Below are 19466 nucleotides of genomic sequence, written 5' to 3' on the forward strand. Positions count from 1 at the left end.
TCCTTCACCGCCGATCGGAGTCGCCCGTGTCCTCGTCGTGGTCTGCGCAGTGGGATGTCGCTCCCGAGTCGTCCCGTCTGCTCATCGAGCGTGCACACGACGAGCTGCTGGCCGGTACCGATGCCGAGCGTCGTCTGAACGATGTCCGGTCGCTCGTCCGAGAATCGTGGCGCCGATCGATGGCGAACCTCGTCGGCGCCGAGGCGCTGCCGCCACTGGAGTTCGACGAACGCGTGCTCGCGGCGTACCGCAGCGCTCACCCGCTCGCCGGGGTCATGGACATGGTCCGCGCCCTGCTCGTGCCGAGCGCCGACTCCGGCGTGGTCGTCGCCGTCGGGGATGCGGCTGGCCGGTTGCTCTGGGTCGAGGGCGACACCAGCGTGCGGACGCTCACGGGCGACGTGGGGTTCGTCGCGGGGGCGAACTGGTCGGAGTCTGCGGTGGGCACCTCGGCGCCGGGCACAGCACTGCAACTCGGCCGGTCGGTGCAGATCCGCGGCGCGGAGCACTTCAATCGCCTGGTGCAGCCCTGGTCGTGCACGGCGGCACCCGTGCACGACCCCGAGACCCATCGGCTGCTCGGCGTCATCGATGTGACGGGCCGTGCGGAGGCAGCGACCCCCCAGGCGAGGCTTCTCGTCGACGCGACCGCGCGTGCGATCGAGAGTGAGGTGCTGGTCGCTCGGTTGCGCTCCCGGGCGGACCGGCCGCGCGGCTTCGTCCGATCACGGAACCGCGTCGGTTCCGCCCCGACAGCGTCGACGCTGCGGGTACTGGGGCGCGATCGTGCTCTCCTCGAGATCGTCGGACCCGACGGTGAGCGCATCGTCGAGGTGTCTGCCCGTCACGCCGACATCCTGCTGATGCTCGCGACGCACCGCCAAGGCCTGTCGGCGGAACGTCTGGCCGACCTGGTCTACGGCCCCGATGCCACCGACACGCTTCGCCCCGAGATGGTGAGGTTGCGGCGGATGCTCGAACGAACCGCGCCGCACCTCGTTCCCCTGTCGCGTCCGTACCGGCTGCCGACGGAGCTCGAGACCGACGCGCAGCAGGTGGCCTCGCTGCTCGACCGCGGGGCGCACCGTGTGGCACTCGCCGCCTACTCGGGCCCGGTGCTGCCGGACTCATGCGCCCCGGGAACCGAGGAGGTCCGCGATCGGCTGCGGGGTTCGCTGCGCGAAGCCCTTCTGGCCGAGGCCTCGGTCGAGGTGCTGCTCGCTTACGTCGAGACCGATGAGGGAACCGGAGACGCGGAGGTTCTGCGGCTGTGCCTGCGACTGCTGCCGGCACGCTCGCCGAAACGGGCGGGCATCGTCGCACGGCTGACCGCGCTCGGCAACCCCGACGAATGACCATTCCGTCGGCGCGGACCCGCTGACAGGATGGCGACGCGATGTTGCACGTGAAACATCGAGGGGATGGGAGCATGAGGACGACGCGAATCTCGTGGACCGGCGTCGGGTCGGCGGAGACGGTCGAGAGGTGCACGACGGAGTATTCCGATGACGGCATCCGCATAGTCGGCGAGGTCGACGGCGGCGAGCAGGCCTGCCGCTACGCGGTGCGGCTCGCTCCGGACGGAGGCTTCCACCACGCGACCATCGAGGTGGGCGAGCGGGTGACGCATATCGAGAACACCGACGGAGCATGGACGGTCGATGGCGCCGCACGCCCCGACCTCGCGGGCGCGACGGACCTCGACATCACCGTCACGCCCGCCACCAACGCCCTTCCGATTCGCCGTCTACGACTGGCCGTCGGCAGCCACGCGGATGTCGTGGTGGCCTGGGTGCACGTGCCGTCCCTCGAGGTGCAACTCAGCCGACAGCGGTACACGCGGGTCGGACCGCGCGCATACTGCTTCGAATCACGTGACCACAACTTCCGCCGCACGCTCACCGTCGACGACGACGGCTTCGTGCTGAGTTACCCCGGGCTGTTCGAGCGCGTGACGGGGTCGTGACCGCGCAGGCGCTCACTGAGACGAGGAGATGCTGATGAGTCGAGACAGCACAGTGGGCGTCGTTCCCGACGCGACGCTCGGATCGCTCGCCGAGGCGTACGGCGTCGCGACCGAGTACTGGTCATTCTCGGGGGAGCATGTGCGCGTGCCCGCCACCACGCTGCGCGCCGTCCTCGCGGCGATGGGCGTCGATGCATCCGACGATGAAGCGGTCGAGCATGCGCTCGCCGAACGGACAGCCGAGCCGTGGCGGCGACTCGTGGCCCCGTCGACCGTCGTTCGGCAGAGTTCGGGGGAGATCGAGGTGCACGTCGCCGACGGCTCCGATGTCGAGGTCGCGCTCGTTCTGGAGGACGGGTCGATCCGAGCCTTGCCCATTCCCGTGCAACAGCCCGTCGCCCGTACGATCGACGGGCAGACGCGTTGGCGGGTACGGGTTCCGGTACCCGAAGACGTGCCGCTGGGCTGGCACACGGTGGAGGCGCGGCAGTACGGCGGAGGAGGCGATCTCCTCGAAAGCGGAGCGCTCATCGTCGCGCCGCAGCGCCTGCCGCTTCCATCGGCTGAGGCTGGACGGCGGTCATGGGGTCTCATGGCTCAGCTGTACTCGGTGCGTTCGCGTCGGTCGTGGGGCATGGGCGACTTCGCTGACCTTGCGGACCTCGCCGCGATCGCGGGCGAATCGGGCGCGGACTACCTGCTGATCAATCCGGTGCACGCAGCGGATGTCACGACTCCGATCGAGCCGTCGCCGTACCTGCCCTCCTCACGGCGTTTCCTCGCACCGCTGTACATCCGGCCCGAGCTCATTCCTGAAGCGGCATACCTCTCCGAGGACGCGGACGATCGGTTCGACCGGCTGCGTCGCACCGCGGCGTCTGCGAATGAGAACGCGGAGGCCATCGACCGCGACTCCGTCTGGCGCGCGAAGCGCGAGGCGCTCGCGCTCATCCACGCCGTCGACCTCTCGCCCGCCCGGCGCGCTCAGCGCGACGCCTTCGCCCGGCGCGAAGGGACTGCCCTCGCCGACTTCGCCCTGTGGTGCGCGGTGCGGGAGCATGAGGCTGAGACGGGCGGCACGGTCCCGGACGGGATCGCGATCGACGACCCCGAGATCGACAGGCTTCGCGAGCGACTGTCGGACCGCATCGCGTTCCACATCTGGTTGCAGTGGGTCGTCGACGAGCAGCTCGCGGATGCTGCTGCCGCAGCGGCGGCGTCCGGGATGCGGATCGGGATCATGCACGACCTCGCGGTCGGCGTCTCGACGGCCGGTTCGGACGCGTGGTCGCTGGGCGAGCTGTACGCGCCGGGCGTCGTCGTGGGCGCACCACCCGACATGTACAACCAGCAGGGTCAGAACTGGAATCAGCCTCCCTGGTTGCCGCGAGCTCTTGCCGATCATGCCTATGCGCCGCTGCGCGACATGCTCCGGTCGCTGCTGCGCCACGCGGGCGCGTTGCGCATCGACCACATTCTCGGCTTCTTCCGGCTGTGGTGGATCCCCCAGGGACTCGGGCCGGGGGAGGGCACGTACGTCCGCTACGACCACGAGGCGATGATCGGAGTGCTCGCACTCGAGGCCGCCCGTGCCGGTGCGGTGATCATCGGAGAGGACCTGGGGCTCGTGGAGCCCTGGGTGCGCGACTACCTCGCCGAGCGCGGCATCCTCGGCACCTCGGTGCTGTGGTTCGAAAGCAGCGACGACGGCGGTCCCCTCGACCCCGAGCGTTACCGCACCGACGTGCTCGCCACGGTCAACACGCACGATCTGCCGCCGACGGCCGGGTACCTCGAAGGCGAGCACGTCGCGCTGCGAGCTCGCCTCGGTCTGCTGACGAGATCCGTCGACGACGAGCGCGCCGACTTCGAGCGCGAGCGCGACCGGATGCTGGCGGAGCTGCGATCGCGCGGACTGATCGGCGACGGGGCGAGCGTTCAGGATGTCATCGAGGCCCTGCACGTCTTCCTCGCCGCATCTCCGTCGCGTCTGCTCGGCGTCTCGCTCGTCGACGCCGTCGGCGAGAAGCGCGTGCAGAATCAGCCCGGCACCGACGACGAGTACCCGAACTGGCAGGTGCCGCTCGCGGATGCGGACGGCCATGCGGTGATGCTCGACGACCTCGCGTCGCTCCCGCAATACCGCTCGCTAGTCGACGCACTCGAGAGGGCGCTGCGCGGCACCCCGTAGAGGTCACGCGCCGGGCTTGTCAACCCGCTACGTGTACGACCCGGGGCGGCCCGTACGGTCAGGGCGTCGAACGAGAGGAGACGCCATGGTCGACACCGCACCGCTCACACGGGCGAAGTACCCGCGGTCGCTGATCGCGGGGCCCTACGGGCATCCGTTCCACGCGATCGCCATCATCCTGCCGATCGGCGCATGGGTGTCGGCATCGGTCTTCGACGTCATCGCCGTCACGAGTCCGGACGCGGCGGTCTTCGCGCTCGGTGCCCGCATCCTCATCGCGATCGGTCTGCTGGGTGCCGTCGTCGCCGCGGTGCTGGGGCTCATCGACTGGAGCAGCATTCCGAGAGACACCCCCGCGCGGGCGACGGGACTGACCCACATGATCCTGAACTTCATCGCGATGGCGGTATTCGCCGGCAGCCTGGCCCTCCGCGTCGAGGAGGAGGCGGTGCCGACCCTCGCGATGGTCGCAAGCTTCGCCGGACTCGCTCTGCTGTCGGTCTCGGGTTGGCTCGGCGGGAAGCTCGCGCACACCTTCGGCGTTCGCGTCGCGACCGAGACCACTCAGGCCGAGGGCCTGGAACCGCTGCCCTGACCGAGGAGAAACCATGACCGACCTGGACACCCGTCCTGACAAGCGGCCCGCGAACCCTCTGGCGGGCCCCTACGGACATCCGTTCCACCCGATCGCCGTCACGATCCCGATCGGTGCGTGGATCGCGAGCTTCGTGTTCGACATCATCGGCCTGATCGTGGCCGACCCCACCCCCTACGCCGTCGGTTCGCGGGTGCTCATCGGGATCGGCCTCGTAGGCAGTCTCGTGGCCATCGTGCTGGGGATCTTCGACTACCTCCGCATCCCCGACCGCACCCGGTCGTCGAGCACCGCCACGATCCACATGGGGCTGAACTTCGTGGTGTGCGGTGCGTACCTGTTCCAGCTGTTCCTGCGGACCTCGACCGACGACATCCCGATCGCGGGCGTGATCTTCAGCGCCGTGAGTCTGCTGACGCTCAGCGCGTCCGGATGGCTCGGAGGCAAGCTCGCCTATCGCTACGGCGTGCGGGTCGCGCACGAATCGAAGCAGGCCGAAGGGTTCGTCACGCGACGCAGCCGGCGCTGAGGGCGTGTGAAACGGGCGGCGACCTTCAGGGAAGGCCGCCGCCCGTCGGCGTCGGATGTCGGTGTCAGGCGGCCCGGTCGCGGCGCGCGGGCCGAATCGACCACAGCACGCCTCCCGCGACGAGCAGGAGAGCTGCCAGCAACGCGCCGCCGAGCGGCGCCTCAGCACCGGTGACGGCGAGCTGCCCGGAGGCGACCACGGTGATCGCCACGTTGCCGATCACCTGACCGTCGGCCCCGAAGACCACGATCGTGTGACCTCCCGTGGGCAGATCACCGGGGATCCGGACATCGAACGCGACGCGCCCGTTCGCATCGGCGGTGGGGATGCCGGTGACCCGGATCGGGTCGCTCCGGAGTTCGGCGGCGACCTGCTCGCGGGCCTCGAGGCCGGTGACCGTCACCCGCACGGCCTGTCCGCGCTCGACCGTTGTGGCCGACACCGAGACGACCGGCGCCGTGGTGCCGGGCTCGGTCGGGTTGGGCTCGGTCGGGTTGGGTTCGGTCGCCCCGGGCACGTCGCGCGGGTCGACGCTCGCGAGGGTCGGCGTCACGGTCTGGAAAAGCCCGTCGGCACCGATCTCGACCCGATCGATCGTCGTCTCGCGGTTGGTGCCGTTGCCGCCGGGGATCGCGAACCGGTGGTACGCGATGTACCACTCGTCGGTGCCGGGGACGTTGATGATCGAGCTGTGGCCGGTGCCGAGGATGCCCTGCGACGGGTCTTTCTGCAAGAGGATGCCGCGATACGTCCAGGGTCCGTCGATGCTCGTCGATGTGGCGTAGCCGACGCGGTAGTTCTCGGAACCGGTGTCGTCGATCGAATACGTCAGGTGGTACGTGCCGTCGCGGTAGTTCAGGAAGAGCCCCTCACGGAAGTCCACCAGTCCGTCGATCGGCTTGATCGTCTCGGCCTTGACACTCAGCATGTCGTCGGAGAGCTCGCCGTAGACGGGTCGCCCGTTGCCCCAGAAGAGGTACGACTTCCCCGTCTCGGGGTCGGTGAACGCGGCCGGGTCGATCGCCTGGCCACTGTTGACGGCCTCGTCGTTGGTGATCATCGGCTCCGCCTGCGCGGTGAACGGGCCTACAGGACTGTCAGCGACGGCAACGCCGATCATCTTCCGGTTCGCGGTCGGCTCATGACCGCTGAAGTAGAAGTAGTACCTCCCGCCCTTCTCGATGATCGTCGGGGCCCACGCGTTTCCGGTGGCCCACGGAACGTTTCCGTTCGCGCCGTCGAGCTTCAGGATGGGCTCGTCCGACCGCGTCCAGTCGACGAGATTCTTCGAGGTCCAGACGTAGAAGGTGTTGCCGCCCCAGCCCGGGGTGCCGTCAGTGGTCGCGTAGATGTAATAGGTGTCACCGAACACGGCGATGTTCGGGTCGGCGTACAGTCCCGGCAGCACCGGGCTCTTCATCTCGATGGCCTCCAGCGTCCAGACGACATCGGGCTCTCCCGTTGTCGTGAGCGTGACAGTGGCGGGGGTGCGCAGGTCGCGTGCGGTGCCCGACGGGGGCGTGGCCGTCGTGCCGGATGCCGTGGTGAAGACCGGACGCAGCTGCGACAGATCCGTGCCGCGCTGCACGGGGAACAGCACCGTGCGGGCGTCGGTGTCGACGATCGGCGCGACCTTGAGTGCGTCGGCATCCTGCAGGCTGATCGCCCCGAGTGCACTCGTGTTGCCCGAGTTCTGCACGATCTCTTCGGCAGTGAGCGCGCGGTTGTAGAGAGCGAACTCCCGCATCTGACCGCGGAAGAGATTGTCGGCGTTGTAGACCGACTTGCCCAGGTAGTTCGCGAGCGTGCTCCCGCCGCCGATGTCGCCGGGGCGCACCGTCACGTTCGTGTTCTCAGCGACCTGCTGGCCGTCGAGGTACAGGCGAGCCGTGCTCCCGCTCAGCGTGTACGTGAGGTGCACCCAGCGGTCACGGGGGAGTGCCGCGCCGGACGTGACGTTCTGCTCGCCGCTCCAGTTGCCCGTGGTCAGCGCCGCGCGGTACTGGTCACCGGTGGAGAAGAGGTAGCCGTTGCCGGCCCCGTCGCCGCCGGTGTTGCCGAAACCGTAGAGGAAGTACGGAGTGCGCTGGGCCGGGTCGATCCGCAGTTCTGCTTCGACCGTGATGTCGTCGACGCCGACGAGCACGTTGTCGGGCAGGTCGACGTAGTCGTCGGTGCCGTCGAACGTGAGCGCGCCGTCGGCGAACGCCGCGCCGCCGCGCACCTGGGCGTTGCGCCCGGCCCCGGAACGGTCGTGCAGCACCGTGCCGGCGGCATCCGTGAAGTCGTAGCGCAGCAGCTCGCCCTGCTCGTTCGCCGTGAGGGGCTGAGGGAGGTTCGCGCGCAGCGCCGCCAGCTCAGCCGCGGTCACGGGCATCACCGTGCCGTGGCGCGGGCTCGCCGGCAGACGGTAGCTCGCGGGCACCTGCCAGTCCGGCGCGTCGAGATCGTCCGTCCCCAGCGGGATGTAGCCGCGTCCGCCGTACTCGTCGACGAAGAGGTAGTAGTTCGAGCCCGAGGTGTCGCCGGGGTTGGCCCGGAAGATGGTCGGGCCCTCCACGGCACCGAGGCCGGCATCGCGACCGATGCAGCTGTCGATCAGCTTCCATGCGGGGTCGGCGGCGCTCCAGCCGGGGGTGTTGCGATCGTCGACGGCGGTGAGGCTGCTCGACGACTCCTGGATGATGTCACGGCATCCGGTCGTGCTGGCTTCGTCCTTGGTGAATCGGTAGTAGGTGCCGTTGTCTTCGAGGACCGTGGAATCGATGCGCGACGCTCCGAAGTCCTGCCAGACCTTCGGCTCGCTGAACGTCGTGAAGTCACGCGTCGTGGCGTACATCATGGTCTGGTAGAAGCTCCCCGTGTGGTTCGGGTCGTCCTCGCCGAACAGCGACGAGGCCCAGAACACCACGTACTCGCCGAGCGTCTCGTCGTAGTACGCCTCGGGCGCCCACGTGTTGCCCGCGTTGTCGGGGGCGACGCGGACGTGACGCTGCTCGCTCCAGGTGATGAGGTCGTGCGACTCCCACACTTCGAGGTACTTCGAGCCCTGCGTCTGGGCGCGGCCCCAGTCGCCGTTCCTGCCGATGGAGAGGTCGGTGGCGATCAGGTAGAAGGTGTCGCCTTCGGGCGAACGGATCAGGAACGGGTCACGCAGGCCCCGCTCGCCCTGCGTGGAAGTGAGCGTCGGCTGGCCGCCGTTGAGCTCGGTCCACGACAGTGCGTCATTGCCGTTGCTGGCGGCGAAGTAGATGTTCTCGCCCTCGACGGAGTTCCCCGTGAAGTAGGCGAACGTGTATCCCTCGAGCGCCCCGATGTTCGCGGCCTTGCGCACCGACGCCGAGAAGGAGCGGGTGAGCGTCACATTCCCTTTCGTGACGGATGCCGTGAGCGCCACGGTCGTGTCATCAGCGGGTCTCGTGACCACGCCGTCGGCGGTGATGACGGTCGTGTCGGCGGACGACCACGACACATCGAGTCCCTGCGAGCTCGGCGGGAGCGCCAAGTTGCCGCGGACGTCGTCGATGTTCGTGACGGTGAGGGCGTCGAGCGCCGCCTGCGCGGCCTGCCGGTCGTCGGGGGTCTCGACCAGACCCGCGACCTCGTCGGCCGACAGCGCGCGGTCGTACACGCGGAAGTCGCGAAGGCTGCCGGCGAGCCGCTTGTCGGGCGTGTAGGTCGACCGGCCGAGGTAGTTCGCCGTCGTCGTTCCGCCGCCCAGTTCACCCGGAGTGGTCGTGGTGTTCGTGTTCTCGGCGACCTGAACGCCGTCGAGGTACAGGCGAGCCGTCGTCGTGTCGGCATCGAGCGTGTAGGTCATCGTCGTCCAGACGCCGCGCTCGAGGTTCGCCGAGCCGCGAGTCTCCTGCTCAGTGGACCAGTTGCCACTCGCGATCCCCGCGCGCGCCGGGTTGCCGGTGGCGAAGAGGTAGCCGTCGCCGAACCAGTCCGTCGTGTTGCCCAGGCCCCAGATGAAGTAGTCGCCCGATTGCTCGGGACGCACCAGCACCTCGGTGCTCACCGTGACGGACGACAGACCGGCCATCACATCATCGGGAAGGTGCACATAGTCGTCGTCGCCGTCGAGGCGCACGCCGTCCGCGCCGCCGAGGGTCGGGCCACCGACGAACGACGCGTCACGGCCGTTGCCCGACGCGTCGTGCGCAACGGTTCCCGACGTCTCGTCGAGCGGATAGGCGACGACCAGCCCGGAGCCCGGCTCGGCCGCCTGAACAGCGGATGGGATGACGGCCGGCGCCGCGACGAGTGCGGCGACGATCGGGACGGCGAGCGTCCATGGGCGGTGGTGGCGCCAGGGCGCCGAGCGAGCGGATGCGGGCACGGGGAACCTCTCATATGCGACGTTGCATGGTCGTCAACACCGACGACGCTCGAATGTTAGCGCTCACAATTGCCGCGGCGCTAGTGCGCGGCATCCTCCCCGCCCCACGTCCGCCTGCTCGTGCCGAGGACGCGCATCCGCACGGTGCCAGCCGCCGACGACCGTGCGGATGCGCATCCTCGCCGCTGCGGGACGAGCCACCGGGCCCGTGCAACGCGATGCAACGTAGCGGCGCGTAGCGTGCCCGACACCACCGCAGCATCGGCGCTGCGGGGAGTCGAGGAGATGACATGACCATCGTCGAAGAAGGCGTCTCGAGCGTCTACGCCGCTCCGGGTCAACGCGGAGCCGTCGCGGAGTACCGCGCCCGCTACGGGCACTACATCGGCGGCGAGTTCGTCGACCCCGTGAAGGGGCAGTACTTCGAGAACATCACGCCCGTCACCGGAAAGCCGTTCTGCGAGGTGGGTCGCGGCACCGTCGAAGACATCGACCGGGCCGTCGACGTCGCGTGGCAGGCGTTCGCGTCGTGGAAGAAGACCACGCCCGCCGAGCGTGCCGTGATCCTGAACAAGATCGCCGACCGCATGGAGCAGCACCTCGAGAAGATCGCGGTGGCCGAGACGTGGGAGAACGGCAAGCCCGTTCGCGAGACGCTCGCCGCCGACATCCCGCTGGCGATCGACCACTTCCGCTACTTCGCCGGCGTTCTGCGGGCCCAGGAGGGCTCGCTCAGCCAGATCGACGAAGACACCGTCGCGTACCACTTCCACGAGCCCCTCGGTGTGGTGGGGCAGATCATCCCGTGGAACTTCCCGATCCTCATGGCGACGTGGAAGCTGGCCCCAGCGCTCGCCGCGGGCAACTGCGTCGTGCTGAAGCCCGCCGAACAGACACCCGCGTCGATCCTGTTCCTGTTCGAGCTGATCGGCGACCTGCTGCCCGCCGGCGTCGTCAACATCGTCAACGGCTTCGGCATCGAGGCGGGCGCCCCGCTCGCGCAGCACCGCCGCATCCGCAAGGTCGCGTTCACGGGCGAGACGACGACGGGGCGCCTGATCATGCAGTACGCCTCGCAGAACCTCATCCCCGTCACTCTCGAACTCGGGGGCAAGAGCGCCAACGTGTTCTTCGAGGATGTCGCCCGCGAGCGCGACGACTACTACGACAAGGCGCTCGAGGGCTTCACGTTCTTCGCCCTGAACCAGGGTGAGGTGTGCACGTGCCCGTCGCGGGCGCTGATCCAGCGCTCGGTGTACGACTCGTTCCTCGGCGACGGTCTCGACCGCGTCGGCAAGATCGTGCAGGGCAACCCGCTCGACCCCGCGACGATGATCGGCGCGCAGGCATCCAATGATCAGCTCGAGAAGATCCTGTCGTACATCGACATCGGCAAGGCCGGGGGAGCGAAGCTGCTCGCCGGCGGCGAGCGGGTCGACCTCGGCGGTGAGCTGAGCGGTGGGTACTACGTCGCGCCGACGGTCTTCGAGGGCACGAACGACATGCGCATCTTCCAGGAGGAGATCTTCGGCCCGGTCGTCTCGGTGACGAGCTTCGACGACTTCGACGACGCGATCGGCATCGCGAACGACACCCTCTACGGGCTCGGCGCGGGCGTCTGGAGCCGCTCGGGTGACACCGCCTACCGCGCAGGCCGTGCGATCGAGGCCGGCCGCGTGTGGACGAACACCTATCACCAGTACCCCGCCCACGCCGCCTTCGGCGGCTACAAGCAGTCGGGCATCGGCCGCGAGAACCATCTCAAGATGCTCGACCACTACCAGCAGACGAAGAACCTCCTCGTGTCGTACGCCGAAGGCGCGATGGGCTTCTTCTGAGCCGCATCCACTCATCGACATGTCGAACGACACGTACAGCAGGGTCGCGGTGACCGACGCCGCCGCGGCCCTGCTGCGCGACCTCACCGCCCAGCACGGGCCGTTGATGTTCCACCAGTCGGGCGGATGCTGCGACGGCTCCGCCCCCATGTGCTACCCCGTCGGGATGTTCCTGACCGGCCCCGCCGATGTGAAGCTCGGGGATCTCGACGTCGGCCTCGACGACCCGATCGAGGTGTTCATCTCGCTCGCGCAGTTCGAGTACTGGAAGTACACGCACATCACGATCGACGCCGTGCCGGGTCGCGGCGCCGGCTTCAGCGTCGAGGGACCGACCGGGATGCGGTTCATCATCCGCTCCCGCATGCTCGACGAGGCCGAGCTGGTGGCGTTCGGGCTGGCGCCGGCATCGCCGTCGTCTTCGGTATGACGGCGCCGGCGCATTAGGCCCGGCCTCGGACGGCTACGTCGAGGTCGGCCATGAGCCGCGAGAGCCAGGAAGACCCGCCAGGGCAGCCGGCACCGGCTCGCTGGCCACACGAGTCAAAGAGCCGATCTCGGCAGCGCCGGTTCGCAACTCGGAAACTCGTGCGGTGCACGCGGCAGCTCGAAGGATGTGGTCGACCTGGGTTGCCGTCGCGATCGGGTGAAGGTTCGCAGCGGCTGCCTCTCCTGGATTGGACAGCGCTTCGGTGATAGGGATGCACATCGCGAAGGAGGGGGAACCGGAAGTCGCATGGCCACGCAGGCGTCACCTTGAGGGTATTTGTGCGACGTAAGCGCAGGCTGTAGCAGCGCGTTGATTCATCCTTTCGGTTGATGCGTCTTTTGGTGCGCTCTGTTTATGCTCGGGGAAGCGATGAAGCCGCTTTCACGAGAGGAAGACAAGTGAAGAGCAGACAGAGTAGGCGCAGGCTACGGCTCATTACGGGCTCGATTGCGGCATCGGCCGCAATCGTTCTCACCGCTGCCGTGCCCGCGAGCGCAGCGGAGTACAGTATCAATGCGCAGCTGAACTGCGCCGGTTCCCTGTTCGAGGGAGACACATTCCGGCCGCACTCCGCTGGCGGCGCGAGCATCCAGCTCACGAGGCACGACTGGTGGAAGGACAACTGGGCGCTCAGAACGGGCCTCCGTGTGCCGTCGGGGGCGCAGACGACGGGTAGCCTTGAATTTTCCCCCGCGAGTCGCGAAGTGCATCGATATCGCACGACCAGTGGGAACACCACGATTCCGTCCGGCAGCTACGCCGTGAACGCGCGCGTTAACACCAATGCAAATGGAGGATGTGTCCTCTGGCCGCCGAGCTTCGAGGCCAAGCTGAACCTGTGATGCGCCGCAAATCCTTGGGGGCGGCCATGGCGTTGATCGGCGTCATGGCCGTCTCCGGCTGTAGTTCGGAAGAGCCCGAGGCCCGAAGCGGCGTCCTCACGAACGCCGAGTATGTCAGCAGCTACCAGAAGATCGCGCGAGAATTCACGCAGGAACTTCCTGAGGGGGTTTCTCTGCCGGAAACGCCGCCGGCTCTCGACGGCGACAACATCGGCGAAGGAAATGCTGCGGCTGGTGCCTACTTCTTCTGGTCGTGCGCCTGGCAAGACGTCTATCTCAGCTCCGCTGATCCGGTTGCGCGCGCCACCGCGCTTGCCGAGTTGAGGGAGTTTCCCCGCACCGACTGGGCCCTCCGATACTGGGACGATCCCGGCGACGTGTGGGGTGCAACGCTAGATGCCGCTGAACTCGGCGATCTGACGGATCTCCGCGCGTTCTATGAGGCGGACTGCGGCCACTACCGGAGCGAGGTGGGTCGGTGAAGCGAGGCCTCGTCTGGTTCGTCGTCCTGATGTCCGTCGTCGCTTTGTCGTCATGCGCTCCCGAGCAGGCGGAGATCGGCGACGTCTCGGCGATGGCGGAGGGTGAAACGGTGAGTGTCGCGGTAGAGACTCGCACGATCAGCGACGTCCTTACTCTGCCCGTCGTCGTCGCGGCCGGTTCGGTCTACTCGGTGACAGCGCCCGCGATCGGCAAGCTCGAGTCGAGACGAGCGGAAGCATCCAATCGAACCCCCGACGACGGTCCCGATGTCGGTGAACCTCGATCATCGGTATTCACCTTTGTGCCGTCAGACGGTTCTACGCCGACCGAGATCGTTCTGGCTGAAACCGTCACGTCCGTGGAGCCGTCGGTTCCCCTGGACGTGGACGTCGGTGTGGGCACGCCTCTACTGAGCGTGACGGATTCGGCGCTGACGATCACCGCGCAGCTGACCCCGCCGCAAGTCCTACGCCTCGCGAACCGCCAGCCCTTGTCGGTGAGAGCCCAGCTGGATGGCTCGACCGGGCCGTTCGACTGCAGGCTCAACGACTCACGCCCGACGGCAGATGCAGGAACATACCAGCTCACGTGCCGAGTACCGATCGAGACGCCCGGTGTCGTCGGAAGCGAAGGCCTGCTCGCGATCGCCCTCGACGAGAGGTCGGACGTACCGGCCCTCCCAATCGAAGCGATAGCGGGCACGCGCGATCGTGGCATCGTCTACGAGGCGGCGACGGGAGCGACTCGGGACGTCACCCTCGGCATCACCGATGGTGCGTTCATCGAGGTGACAAGCGGGCTGAGCGTCGGTGAGCAGGTCCTCATTCCCAGCCCCAGCCTGTTGAGGAATCGGTGACAGCAACGGTCGTGCGGCTCCGAGACGGGAATCGGACGCTGCCAGGAGGCGCGCGACTTCTGAAGGGAGTTGATCTCGACGTCGTACGCGGCGAGAGCATTGCCATCATCGGTCGGTCGGGAAGCGGCAAGAGCACCCTCCTTGCCGGTCTCGGTCTGCTTGCCCCGTTCGACGGCGGCACCCACTACGAACTCGGGGGCGTCGATGTCGCCACGATCTCGGAGCGGAAGCGAGCCCGTCTGCGAGCGCAGAACGTCGGGTTCGTCCTGCAGAATGCCGGTCTCGTCTCTCATCTGTCCGCCATCGAGAACGTCGAGATGCCCCTTATCCACAGCCGCACCATGCGCCTCAGCCGAACGCGGGCTCGCGCCAGCGAGATGCTCGACCTGCTCGAGGTGGGCCATCTGAGCCGCAGGCGTTCGCCGCAGGTCAGCGGCGGCGAACGGCAGCGCATCGCGATCGCTCGCGCTCTGGCGATCGACCCGGATCTGATCCTGGCCGACGAACCCACGGGAGCTCTCGATGAGGTGACGGGGCGACGCGTGCTCGATGAGATGCTCTCGCGGGTGGCGCAAGCCGGCGCAGCATTGATCGTGGTGACCCACGATCCAGAGGTCGCCGCGAGAACCGACAGGACCTATCGGCTGGACGGCGGAACTCTTCGCGAAGAGGCGCGGGCATCGTGAGGACGCTGATCGTCGCCCTTCAGGGTCTGCGGGGCGCGCCCGTGAAGAGCATCCTCGTTGTGCTTGCTCTGACACTCGGCATGGTCGGCTTCGTGGCGGTTCTCACCGCCGACCAGGTGATGCGCGACGCGGTGACCCAGCGCGCAGTTCTGCTCGGAGGGAACGCGTCGACCTATCAGGCGACGATTGCGGTTCCGCCGGGCGACGGCGAAGCCGGGCGTGCGGCCGATCAGCTGGAGCGCCGCCTCGCCGCGACCGGGGCGGCGAGTATCGAGGACCTCGACGTCGGTGTCTGGTCGGATGGCGCTGTTATGAACGACGTGGCGGTGGTGTTCACGGAGCCCGAGCTTCGCGACATCCTGCCGTTCCCGCTCGTAGAGGGGTCGTGGTTGATCGACGCCGTTGTTCTCGCACCGCGGGTCGCGCTGAACGAGGCGGCGCGCGATGCGCTGGGCGGTGCGAAGCTCTACGAGATCGGTACTCAAGACCAGAGAGTGACCTTCTCTCGCATGGGTGTTGTTCGGGATGGACGTTCCACACCCCAGGTCTACATCCACCTCGACGAGTACTCGCGATGGAACGTGAGCCCATCCGCCGTTTCAATACGGCTCCACAGCCCGACGCTGAGCGAGGACGAGGTGAGGATGGCCGCACGCCAACTCGGGGCGGTGGGAGCATCCTTCACCCTCCGCGACATCGCCCGCACCGACCAGGTCGACCTCTTGGCCGACGAGATCGGAACCACAACCCGTGTGCTCTTCGTGCTGGGGCTTCTCAGCCTCGCGTCAACGGTTGTGGGGATAGCGAATGTCGGGCTGGCGACCGCACGGTCGCGTGCTCGCGAGTTCACGCTTCGACGGGCGATGGGTGCGAGCCGCTCGCAGCTCGCACTCATCGTCATCGTCGAGTCGCAAATCCTCGCGGGTGCTGCGGCGGTGATCGCGGTTGCCGGATCGTATGCCCTGTTCCCGGCGGTCGTCGGCGCCTTTGATGCTCAGCTGGGCGTGACCCCACCGCCCTATCAGTGGCACTACGCGCTGATCTGTCTCATCGTGGCCAGCGCGACAGCGATCGTCTCGAGCATCGTCCCTGCGCTGTTGAGCTACGGGCGGGATCTGTCCGGCGTCATGCGCGAGTGAGTGGGGAGAAGCCCCGCTGCAGAGCTTCCTCATCAGCTTCGTGCTCATCGCGATGTTCTGGATGCTGCACCACCGGCTCTTCGTGTCGGTGAAGCGCATCACCCCGGCGCTCATGTGGATCATGGTCGCGTGGATGCTCACGATCGTCTGGATGCCGGTGGTCACCGCGCTCACCGGCCAGGTCGCCGACGATGCGCTGCAGAAGGTGCTCTACATCGGCACACTCGTCACCACGAGCGGGATGCTGCTCGTCACGCGGATCTACCTGGCACGGCATCCTGACCTGCACGGCGCATCCCGGGACGACCTGCGGCTCGGGATGTCGATCGATCTGTCGATGATCGTGCTGTTCCTGGTGGCGCTGGCGATCGCGCTCGTCTTCCCCGCGGTCGGCTACCTCGGACTGTTCGTCATGTTCCTCACCGGCACGGCGCAGAAGCTGATGGCCCGGATGCTGCGCTGACCCCGCCCTTCCGGTCGCCACCGGACGCGAGGGTGCGCATCCGCACGGTGCGGACCCCCGATGACCGTGCGGATGTGCGCTCTCGCGGCGGCGAGAGGGAGGGGGCAGGCGGAGACCGGGGGGTTGACAGGGGGCGGGCGGGGGTGAGAACGTTTACAACGTCCAGCGTTGGAAACGTTTACAACCGCTCGAGGGAGAGCCATGGTCCGCGTCACGATCACGCAGGTCGCCGCCCGCGCCGGCGTCTCCGTCGCGAGCGCGTCGCGTGCGCTGAACGGGCTCGTCGCGAGTCCGGAGACCGCGGCGAAGGTACGCGACGCGGCACGCGAGCTCGGCTACGTGGCCGATGCCACGGCGCAATCGCTCAAGCGGGGTCGCACGCTGCAGCTGGGCTTCGCCGTCGCCGACATCGGCAACCCGGTGTACGTCGAGATGATGGCAGCGGTCGAGCAGGTGGTCTCGGCATCCGGCTACCGCCTGCTGCTGTCATCGACCGGCACATCGTCATCTTCTGTGGATGTCGTCCGCGACCTCGGTCGCGGATACGTCGACGGGCTCATCCTGTCGCCGCTGCGCGTCACCGATGAGCTGCTCACGGCGCTCGCCGCGGCGCCGATCCCGTTCGTCGTCCTCGGACGGCTGCCGGCCTCCGCCGAGTTCGACACCGTGCGTGCCGACTCGCCGACCGCGATGCGCCTCGTCGTCGACCACCTCGTCGACGAGGGTCGCCGTGACATCGCGTTCGTCAACGGCCCGACCGACACCACCCCCGGCGTCATGCGCCGCGACGGTTTCATCGCGGCGGTGGGCCAGTACGACGACCTGCGGACGCGGCACGTTGACGCCGCCGACTTCACGATCGCAGCCGGCTACGACGCGGCGCTGCCGCTTCTCGACCGGCCCGACCGTCCGACGGCCGTGGTCGCGGCGAACGACCTGATCGGCGTCGGGGTCCTCCGCGCCGCCGAGGACCTCGGCCTGCGCGTTCCCGTCGACCTCGCCGTCACCGGCCTCGACAACACCGAGCTCGCCGAGGTCGTCCGCCCCGGGCTCACGAGCGTCGACCTCGGCGCCAAGGAGCGCGGCCGTGCCGCCGCCGAGATGCTTCTCGCACGGATCGCCGACGACACCCGGCCGGCCCGCACCGTCACGGTTCCGCCCGCGCTGGTCGTGCGCGGATCGACGTCGGCATCCGTCCCCGCGGCGCTCCGCCGCCCCGAGCCCATCGATGAAGAGAAGGCACACGGATGACCACGCTCGCAGAGACGAAGACGTCCTCGCGCCCGCCCCGCGTCCGGCAGATCGGACCGCGCGCCCGCGCCCAGCGCAAAGAGGCGATCGCGCTCGTCGCCCCCGCCCTGCTGCCGATCATCATCTTCTCAGTCATCCCGCTCGTCAGCGGAGTGCTCCTCGGGTTCACCGACGCCACCCTCGCGCGCAACGCCGAGGTCTCGTTCATCGGGCTCGACAACTTCATCGAGCTCGCCGGAGACCGTCGATTCTGGCAGTCGTTCGGCATCGGCATCGTGTGGGCCGGGTCGGTCGCCTTCCTCACCCTGGTGAGTGCGATGGGGCTCGCTCTGCTGCTCAACAGCAACCTGCGACTCAAAGGCCTGACGCGCGTGCTCGCGCTGATCCCGTGGGCGATGCCGCCCGTGGTCATCGCGATCGTCTGGCGCATGATCTACAACCCCAACTCGGGCCCGCTCAACGGCGTTCTCGGCTGGCTCGGCATCCCGGGCGTCAACTGGCTGGGCGACTTCTCGACCGCCCTGCCCGCCGTCATCGTCGTCGGCGTCTGGGCCGGCATCCCGCAGACGACCGTGCTGCTGTTGGCCGGCATGCAGTCGATCGCACCAGAGCAGCACGAGGCCGCCGCCGTCGACGGCGCCGGAGCCGGGCGCCGGTTCTGGCACGTCACACTGCCCGCCCTGCGCCCGGTGATCATCGCGGTCACGGCGCTCGACTTCATCTGGCAGTTCAACTCGTTCGGCCTCATCTACGTGCTGACCGAGGGTGGCCCGGGCGGCCGCACCATGATCCCGCCGCTGTTCACCTACCTCGAGGCGTTCCGCAACCGCGAGATCGGATATGCCTCGGCGATGGGCAACGTCCTCGTCGTCGCGATCCTGGTGATCCTCTCGCTGTACCTGATCAATCAGTTCCGTCAGAACAAGGGGGCAGGAAAGTGACCACCAAGCGCCCCCTGTACGCGACCGTCCTGATGTACCTGGCCCTCGCGGGATACCTGATCTTCCTCGGCTTTCCGCTGCTGTGGCTGCTGTCGGCGTCGTTCAAGTCGACGCGTGAGCTGAACTCGCTCGCGGTGAACCTCATCCCGCAGCAGTGGGACTTCGGCAACTACATCGCCGCGCTCGAGCGACAGAACCTGATCACCGCGGCCGGCAACTCGGTACTCGTCTCGATCGTCACGATGATCGTCGCGGTGCTCCTGTCGATGCCCATGGCCTACGCGCTCGCCCGGCTGAAGGGGCGGCTGCGAGCGGCCGGCACGGTCTGGATCCTCGTCAGCCAGGTGTTCCCGACGATCCTCATCATCATCCCGCTGTTCCTCGTGCTGCGGAGCCTGCAGCTGAACGACACCCTTTTCGGCCTCATCCTCGTCTACGTCACCTTCACGATGCCGTTCACGCTCTGGATGCTGCAGGGATACGTCGCGGCGATCCCGCCGGAGCTCGAAGAAGCGGCCGAGATGGACGGCGCCGGCCGCTTCACCATCCTCCGCACCGTGATCCTGCCGCTGCTGGTGCCGGGCCTGGTCGCGACGGCGATGTTCACCTTCGTCTCGGCCTGGAACGAGTTCTTCCTCGCGCTCGTGCTCATCCAGAGCCCGGAGCTGTACACGCTGCCGATCGCGCTGCGCTCGTTCCTCGGGGCCGAAGGGCAGACCCAGCTGGGGCCGCTGGCCGCCGGCGCCATCCTCGCCACGATCCCGTCGCTCATCATCTTCGGGATCCTGCAGAAGAAGCTCACCGGCGGCATGCTCGCCGGTGCCGTCAAGGGCTGACCTCCCCGTGACGACGAA

At 68.0% G+C, this 19466-nt stretch carries 16 protein-coding genes; 15 read left to right on the top strand and 1 reads right to left on the bottom strand.

Features of this window, described 5'->3' with window-relative positions; translation table 11 throughout:
• Nucleotides 1-26 precede the first annotated feature (26 nt).
• The 5 genes from DEU36_RS09545 (at nt 27) to DEU36_RS09565 (ending at nt 5281) form a co-directional block, all read left to right on the top strand.
• Nucleotides 27-1355, top strand: a complete 1329-nt coding sequence (locus DEU36_RS09545; RefSeq protein ID WP_120263935.1) for a GAF domain-containing protein — start codon at nt 27-29, stop codon at nt 1353-1355.
• 74 nt (nt 1356-1429) lie between these two features.
• On the top strand, nt 1430-1966 hold the full coding sequence (locus DEU36_RS09550) for a putative glycolipid-binding domain-containing protein (protein ID WP_183045334.1): 537 nt from the start codon (nt 1430-1432) through the stop codon (nt 1964-1966).
• A 34-nt stretch (nt 1967-2000) separates the two neighbouring features.
• Nucleotides 2001-4157, top strand: coding sequence for a 4-alpha-glucanotransferase (malQ, locus tag DEU36_RS09555; RefSeq protein WP_120264478.1), 2157 nt, complete (start codon nt 2001-2003; stop codon nt 4155-4157).
• Nucleotides 4158-4242: 85 nt separating this feature from the next.
• Entirely contained in the window at nt 4243-4752 is a 510-nt protein-coding gene (locus DEU36_RS09560; protein WP_120263937.1) for a DUF2231 domain-containing protein, read from the top strand.
• A gap of 13 nt (nt 4753-4765) precedes the next feature.
• Nucleotides 4766-5281 carry a DUF2231 domain-containing protein gene (locus tag DEU36_RS09565; protein WP_094260757.1) on the top strand — a complete coding sequence of 172 codons (516 nt, stop codon included), beginning with the start codon at nt 4766-4768 and terminating at the stop codon, nt 5279-5281.
• A 64-nt stretch (nt 5282-5345) separates the two neighbouring features.
• Here the strand turns inward: DEU36_RS09565 and DEU36_RS09570 are convergent, their stop codons facing one another.
• The gene (locus DEU36_RS09570; RefSeq protein WP_183045335.1) at nt 5346-9623 is read right to left on the bottom strand and encodes a family 43 glycosylhydrolase; all 4278 of its coding nucleotides are present in this window, start codon (nt 9621-9623) and stop codon (nt 5346-5348) included.
• Nucleotides 9624-9913: 290 nt separating this feature from the next.
• Here DEU36_RS09570 and DEU36_RS09575 point away from each other — a divergent pair, with 290 nt between their 5' ends.
• The 10 genes from DEU36_RS09575 to DEU36_RS09625 all read left to right on the top strand — a co-directional run bounded on the left by DEU36_RS09575 (nt 9914) and on the right by DEU36_RS09625 (nt 19448).
• A complete protein-coding gene (locus DEU36_RS09575; protein ID WP_120263938.1) occupies nt 9914-11461 on the top strand; it encodes an aldehyde dehydrogenase family protein in 1548 nt (515 codons plus the stop codon).
• 19 nt (nt 11462-11480) lie between these two features.
• Nucleotides 11481-11891: a DUF779 domain-containing protein gene (locus DEU36_RS09580; protein WP_120263939.1), complete on the top strand. Its 411-nt coding sequence runs from the start codon at nt 11481-11483 to the stop codon at nt 11889-11891.
• 898 nt (nt 11892-12789) lie between these two features.
• Entirely contained in the window at nt 12790-13275 is a 486-nt protein-coding gene (locus DEU36_RS09590) for a hypothetical protein (RefSeq protein ID WP_147374376.1), read from the top strand.
• A gap of 191 nt (nt 13276-13466) precedes the next feature.
• On the top strand, nt 13467-14132 hold the full coding sequence (locus DEU36_RS09595; protein WP_147374377.1) for a hypothetical protein: 666 nt from the start codon (nt 13467-13469) through the stop codon (nt 14130-14132).
• Nucleotides 14129-14818 carry an ABC transporter ATP-binding protein gene (locus tag DEU36_RS09600; RefSeq protein ID WP_120263942.1) on the top strand — a complete coding sequence of 230 codons (690 nt, stop codon included), beginning with the start codon at nt 14129-14131 and terminating at the stop codon, nt 14816-14818. Before DEU36_RS09595 ends, DEU36_RS09600 begins: the two co-directional genes overlap by 4 nt.
• A complete protein-coding gene (locus tag DEU36_RS09605; RefSeq protein ID WP_120263943.1) occupies nt 14815-15957 on the top strand; it encodes an ABC transporter permease in 1143 nt (380 codons plus the stop codon). Before DEU36_RS09600 ends, DEU36_RS09605 begins: the two co-directional genes overlap by 4 nt.
• A gap of 16 nt (nt 15958-15973) precedes the next feature.
• Entirely contained in the window at nt 15974-16420 is a 447-nt protein-coding gene (locus tag DEU36_RS09610) for a TMEM175 family protein (RefSeq protein WP_259455356.1), read from the top strand.
• Between the two features lie 201 nt (nt 16421-16621).
• Nucleotides 16622-17671 (top strand): LacI family DNA-binding transcriptional regulator, encoded by a 1050-nt coding sequence (locus DEU36_RS09615; RefSeq protein ID WP_120263945.1) that lies wholly within the window; start codon nt 16622-16624, stop codon nt 17669-17671.
• Entirely contained in the window at nt 17668-18612 is a 945-nt protein-coding gene (locus tag DEU36_RS09620; protein ID WP_120263946.1) for a carbohydrate ABC transporter permease, read from the top strand. The genes DEU36_RS09615 and DEU36_RS09620 overlap by 4 nt, the downstream gene beginning before the upstream one ends.
• Nucleotides 18609-19448 carry a carbohydrate ABC transporter permease gene (locus DEU36_RS09625; RefSeq protein WP_220118278.1) on the top strand — a complete coding sequence of 280 codons (840 nt, stop codon included), beginning with the start codon at nt 18609-18611 and terminating at the stop codon, nt 19446-19448. The genes DEU36_RS09620 and DEU36_RS09625 overlap by 4 nt, the downstream gene beginning before the upstream one ends.
• The last annotated feature ends 18 nt before the right edge of the window (nt 19449-19466 follow it).

The organism is Microbacterium sp. AG238 (assembly GCF_003610405.1).
GTDB lineage: Bacteria > Actinomycetota > Actinomycetes > Actinomycetales > Microbacteriaceae > Microbacterium.

Excerpts from the sequence above, each read along its gene's own strand:
- DEU36_RS09550 (WP_183045334.1), top strand. The coding sequence starts at position 1,430 with ATGAGGACGACGCGAATCTCGTGGACCGGCGTCGGGTCGGCGGAGACG.
- malQ (WP_120264478.1), top strand. The coding sequence starts at position 2,001 with ATGAGTCGAGACAGCACAGTGGGCGTCGTTCCCGACGCGACGCTCGGA.
- DEU36_RS09560 (WP_120263937.1), top strand. The coding sequence starts at position 4,243 with ATGGTCGACACCGCACCGCTCACACGGGCGAAGTACCCGCGGTCGCTG.
- DEU36_RS09565 (WP_094260757.1), top strand. The coding sequence starts at position 4,766 with ATGACCGACCTGGACACCCGTCCTGACAAGCGGCCCGCGAACCCTCTG.
- DEU36_RS09575 (WP_120263938.1), top strand. The coding sequence starts at position 9,914 with ATGACCATCGTCGAAGAAGGCGTCTCGAGCGTCTACGCCGCTCCGGGT.
- DEU36_RS09580 (WP_120263939.1), top strand. The coding sequence starts at position 11,481 with ATGTCGAACGACACGTACAGCAGGGTCGCGGTGACCGACGCCGCCGCG.
- DEU36_RS09615 (WP_120263945.1), top strand. The coding sequence starts at position 16,622 with ATGGTCCGCGTCACGATCACGCAGGTCGCCGCCCGCGCCGGCGTCTCC.
- DEU36_RS09620 (WP_120263946.1), top strand. The coding sequence starts at position 17,668 with ATGACCACGCTCGCAGAGACGAAGACGTCCTCGCGCCCGCCCCGCGTC.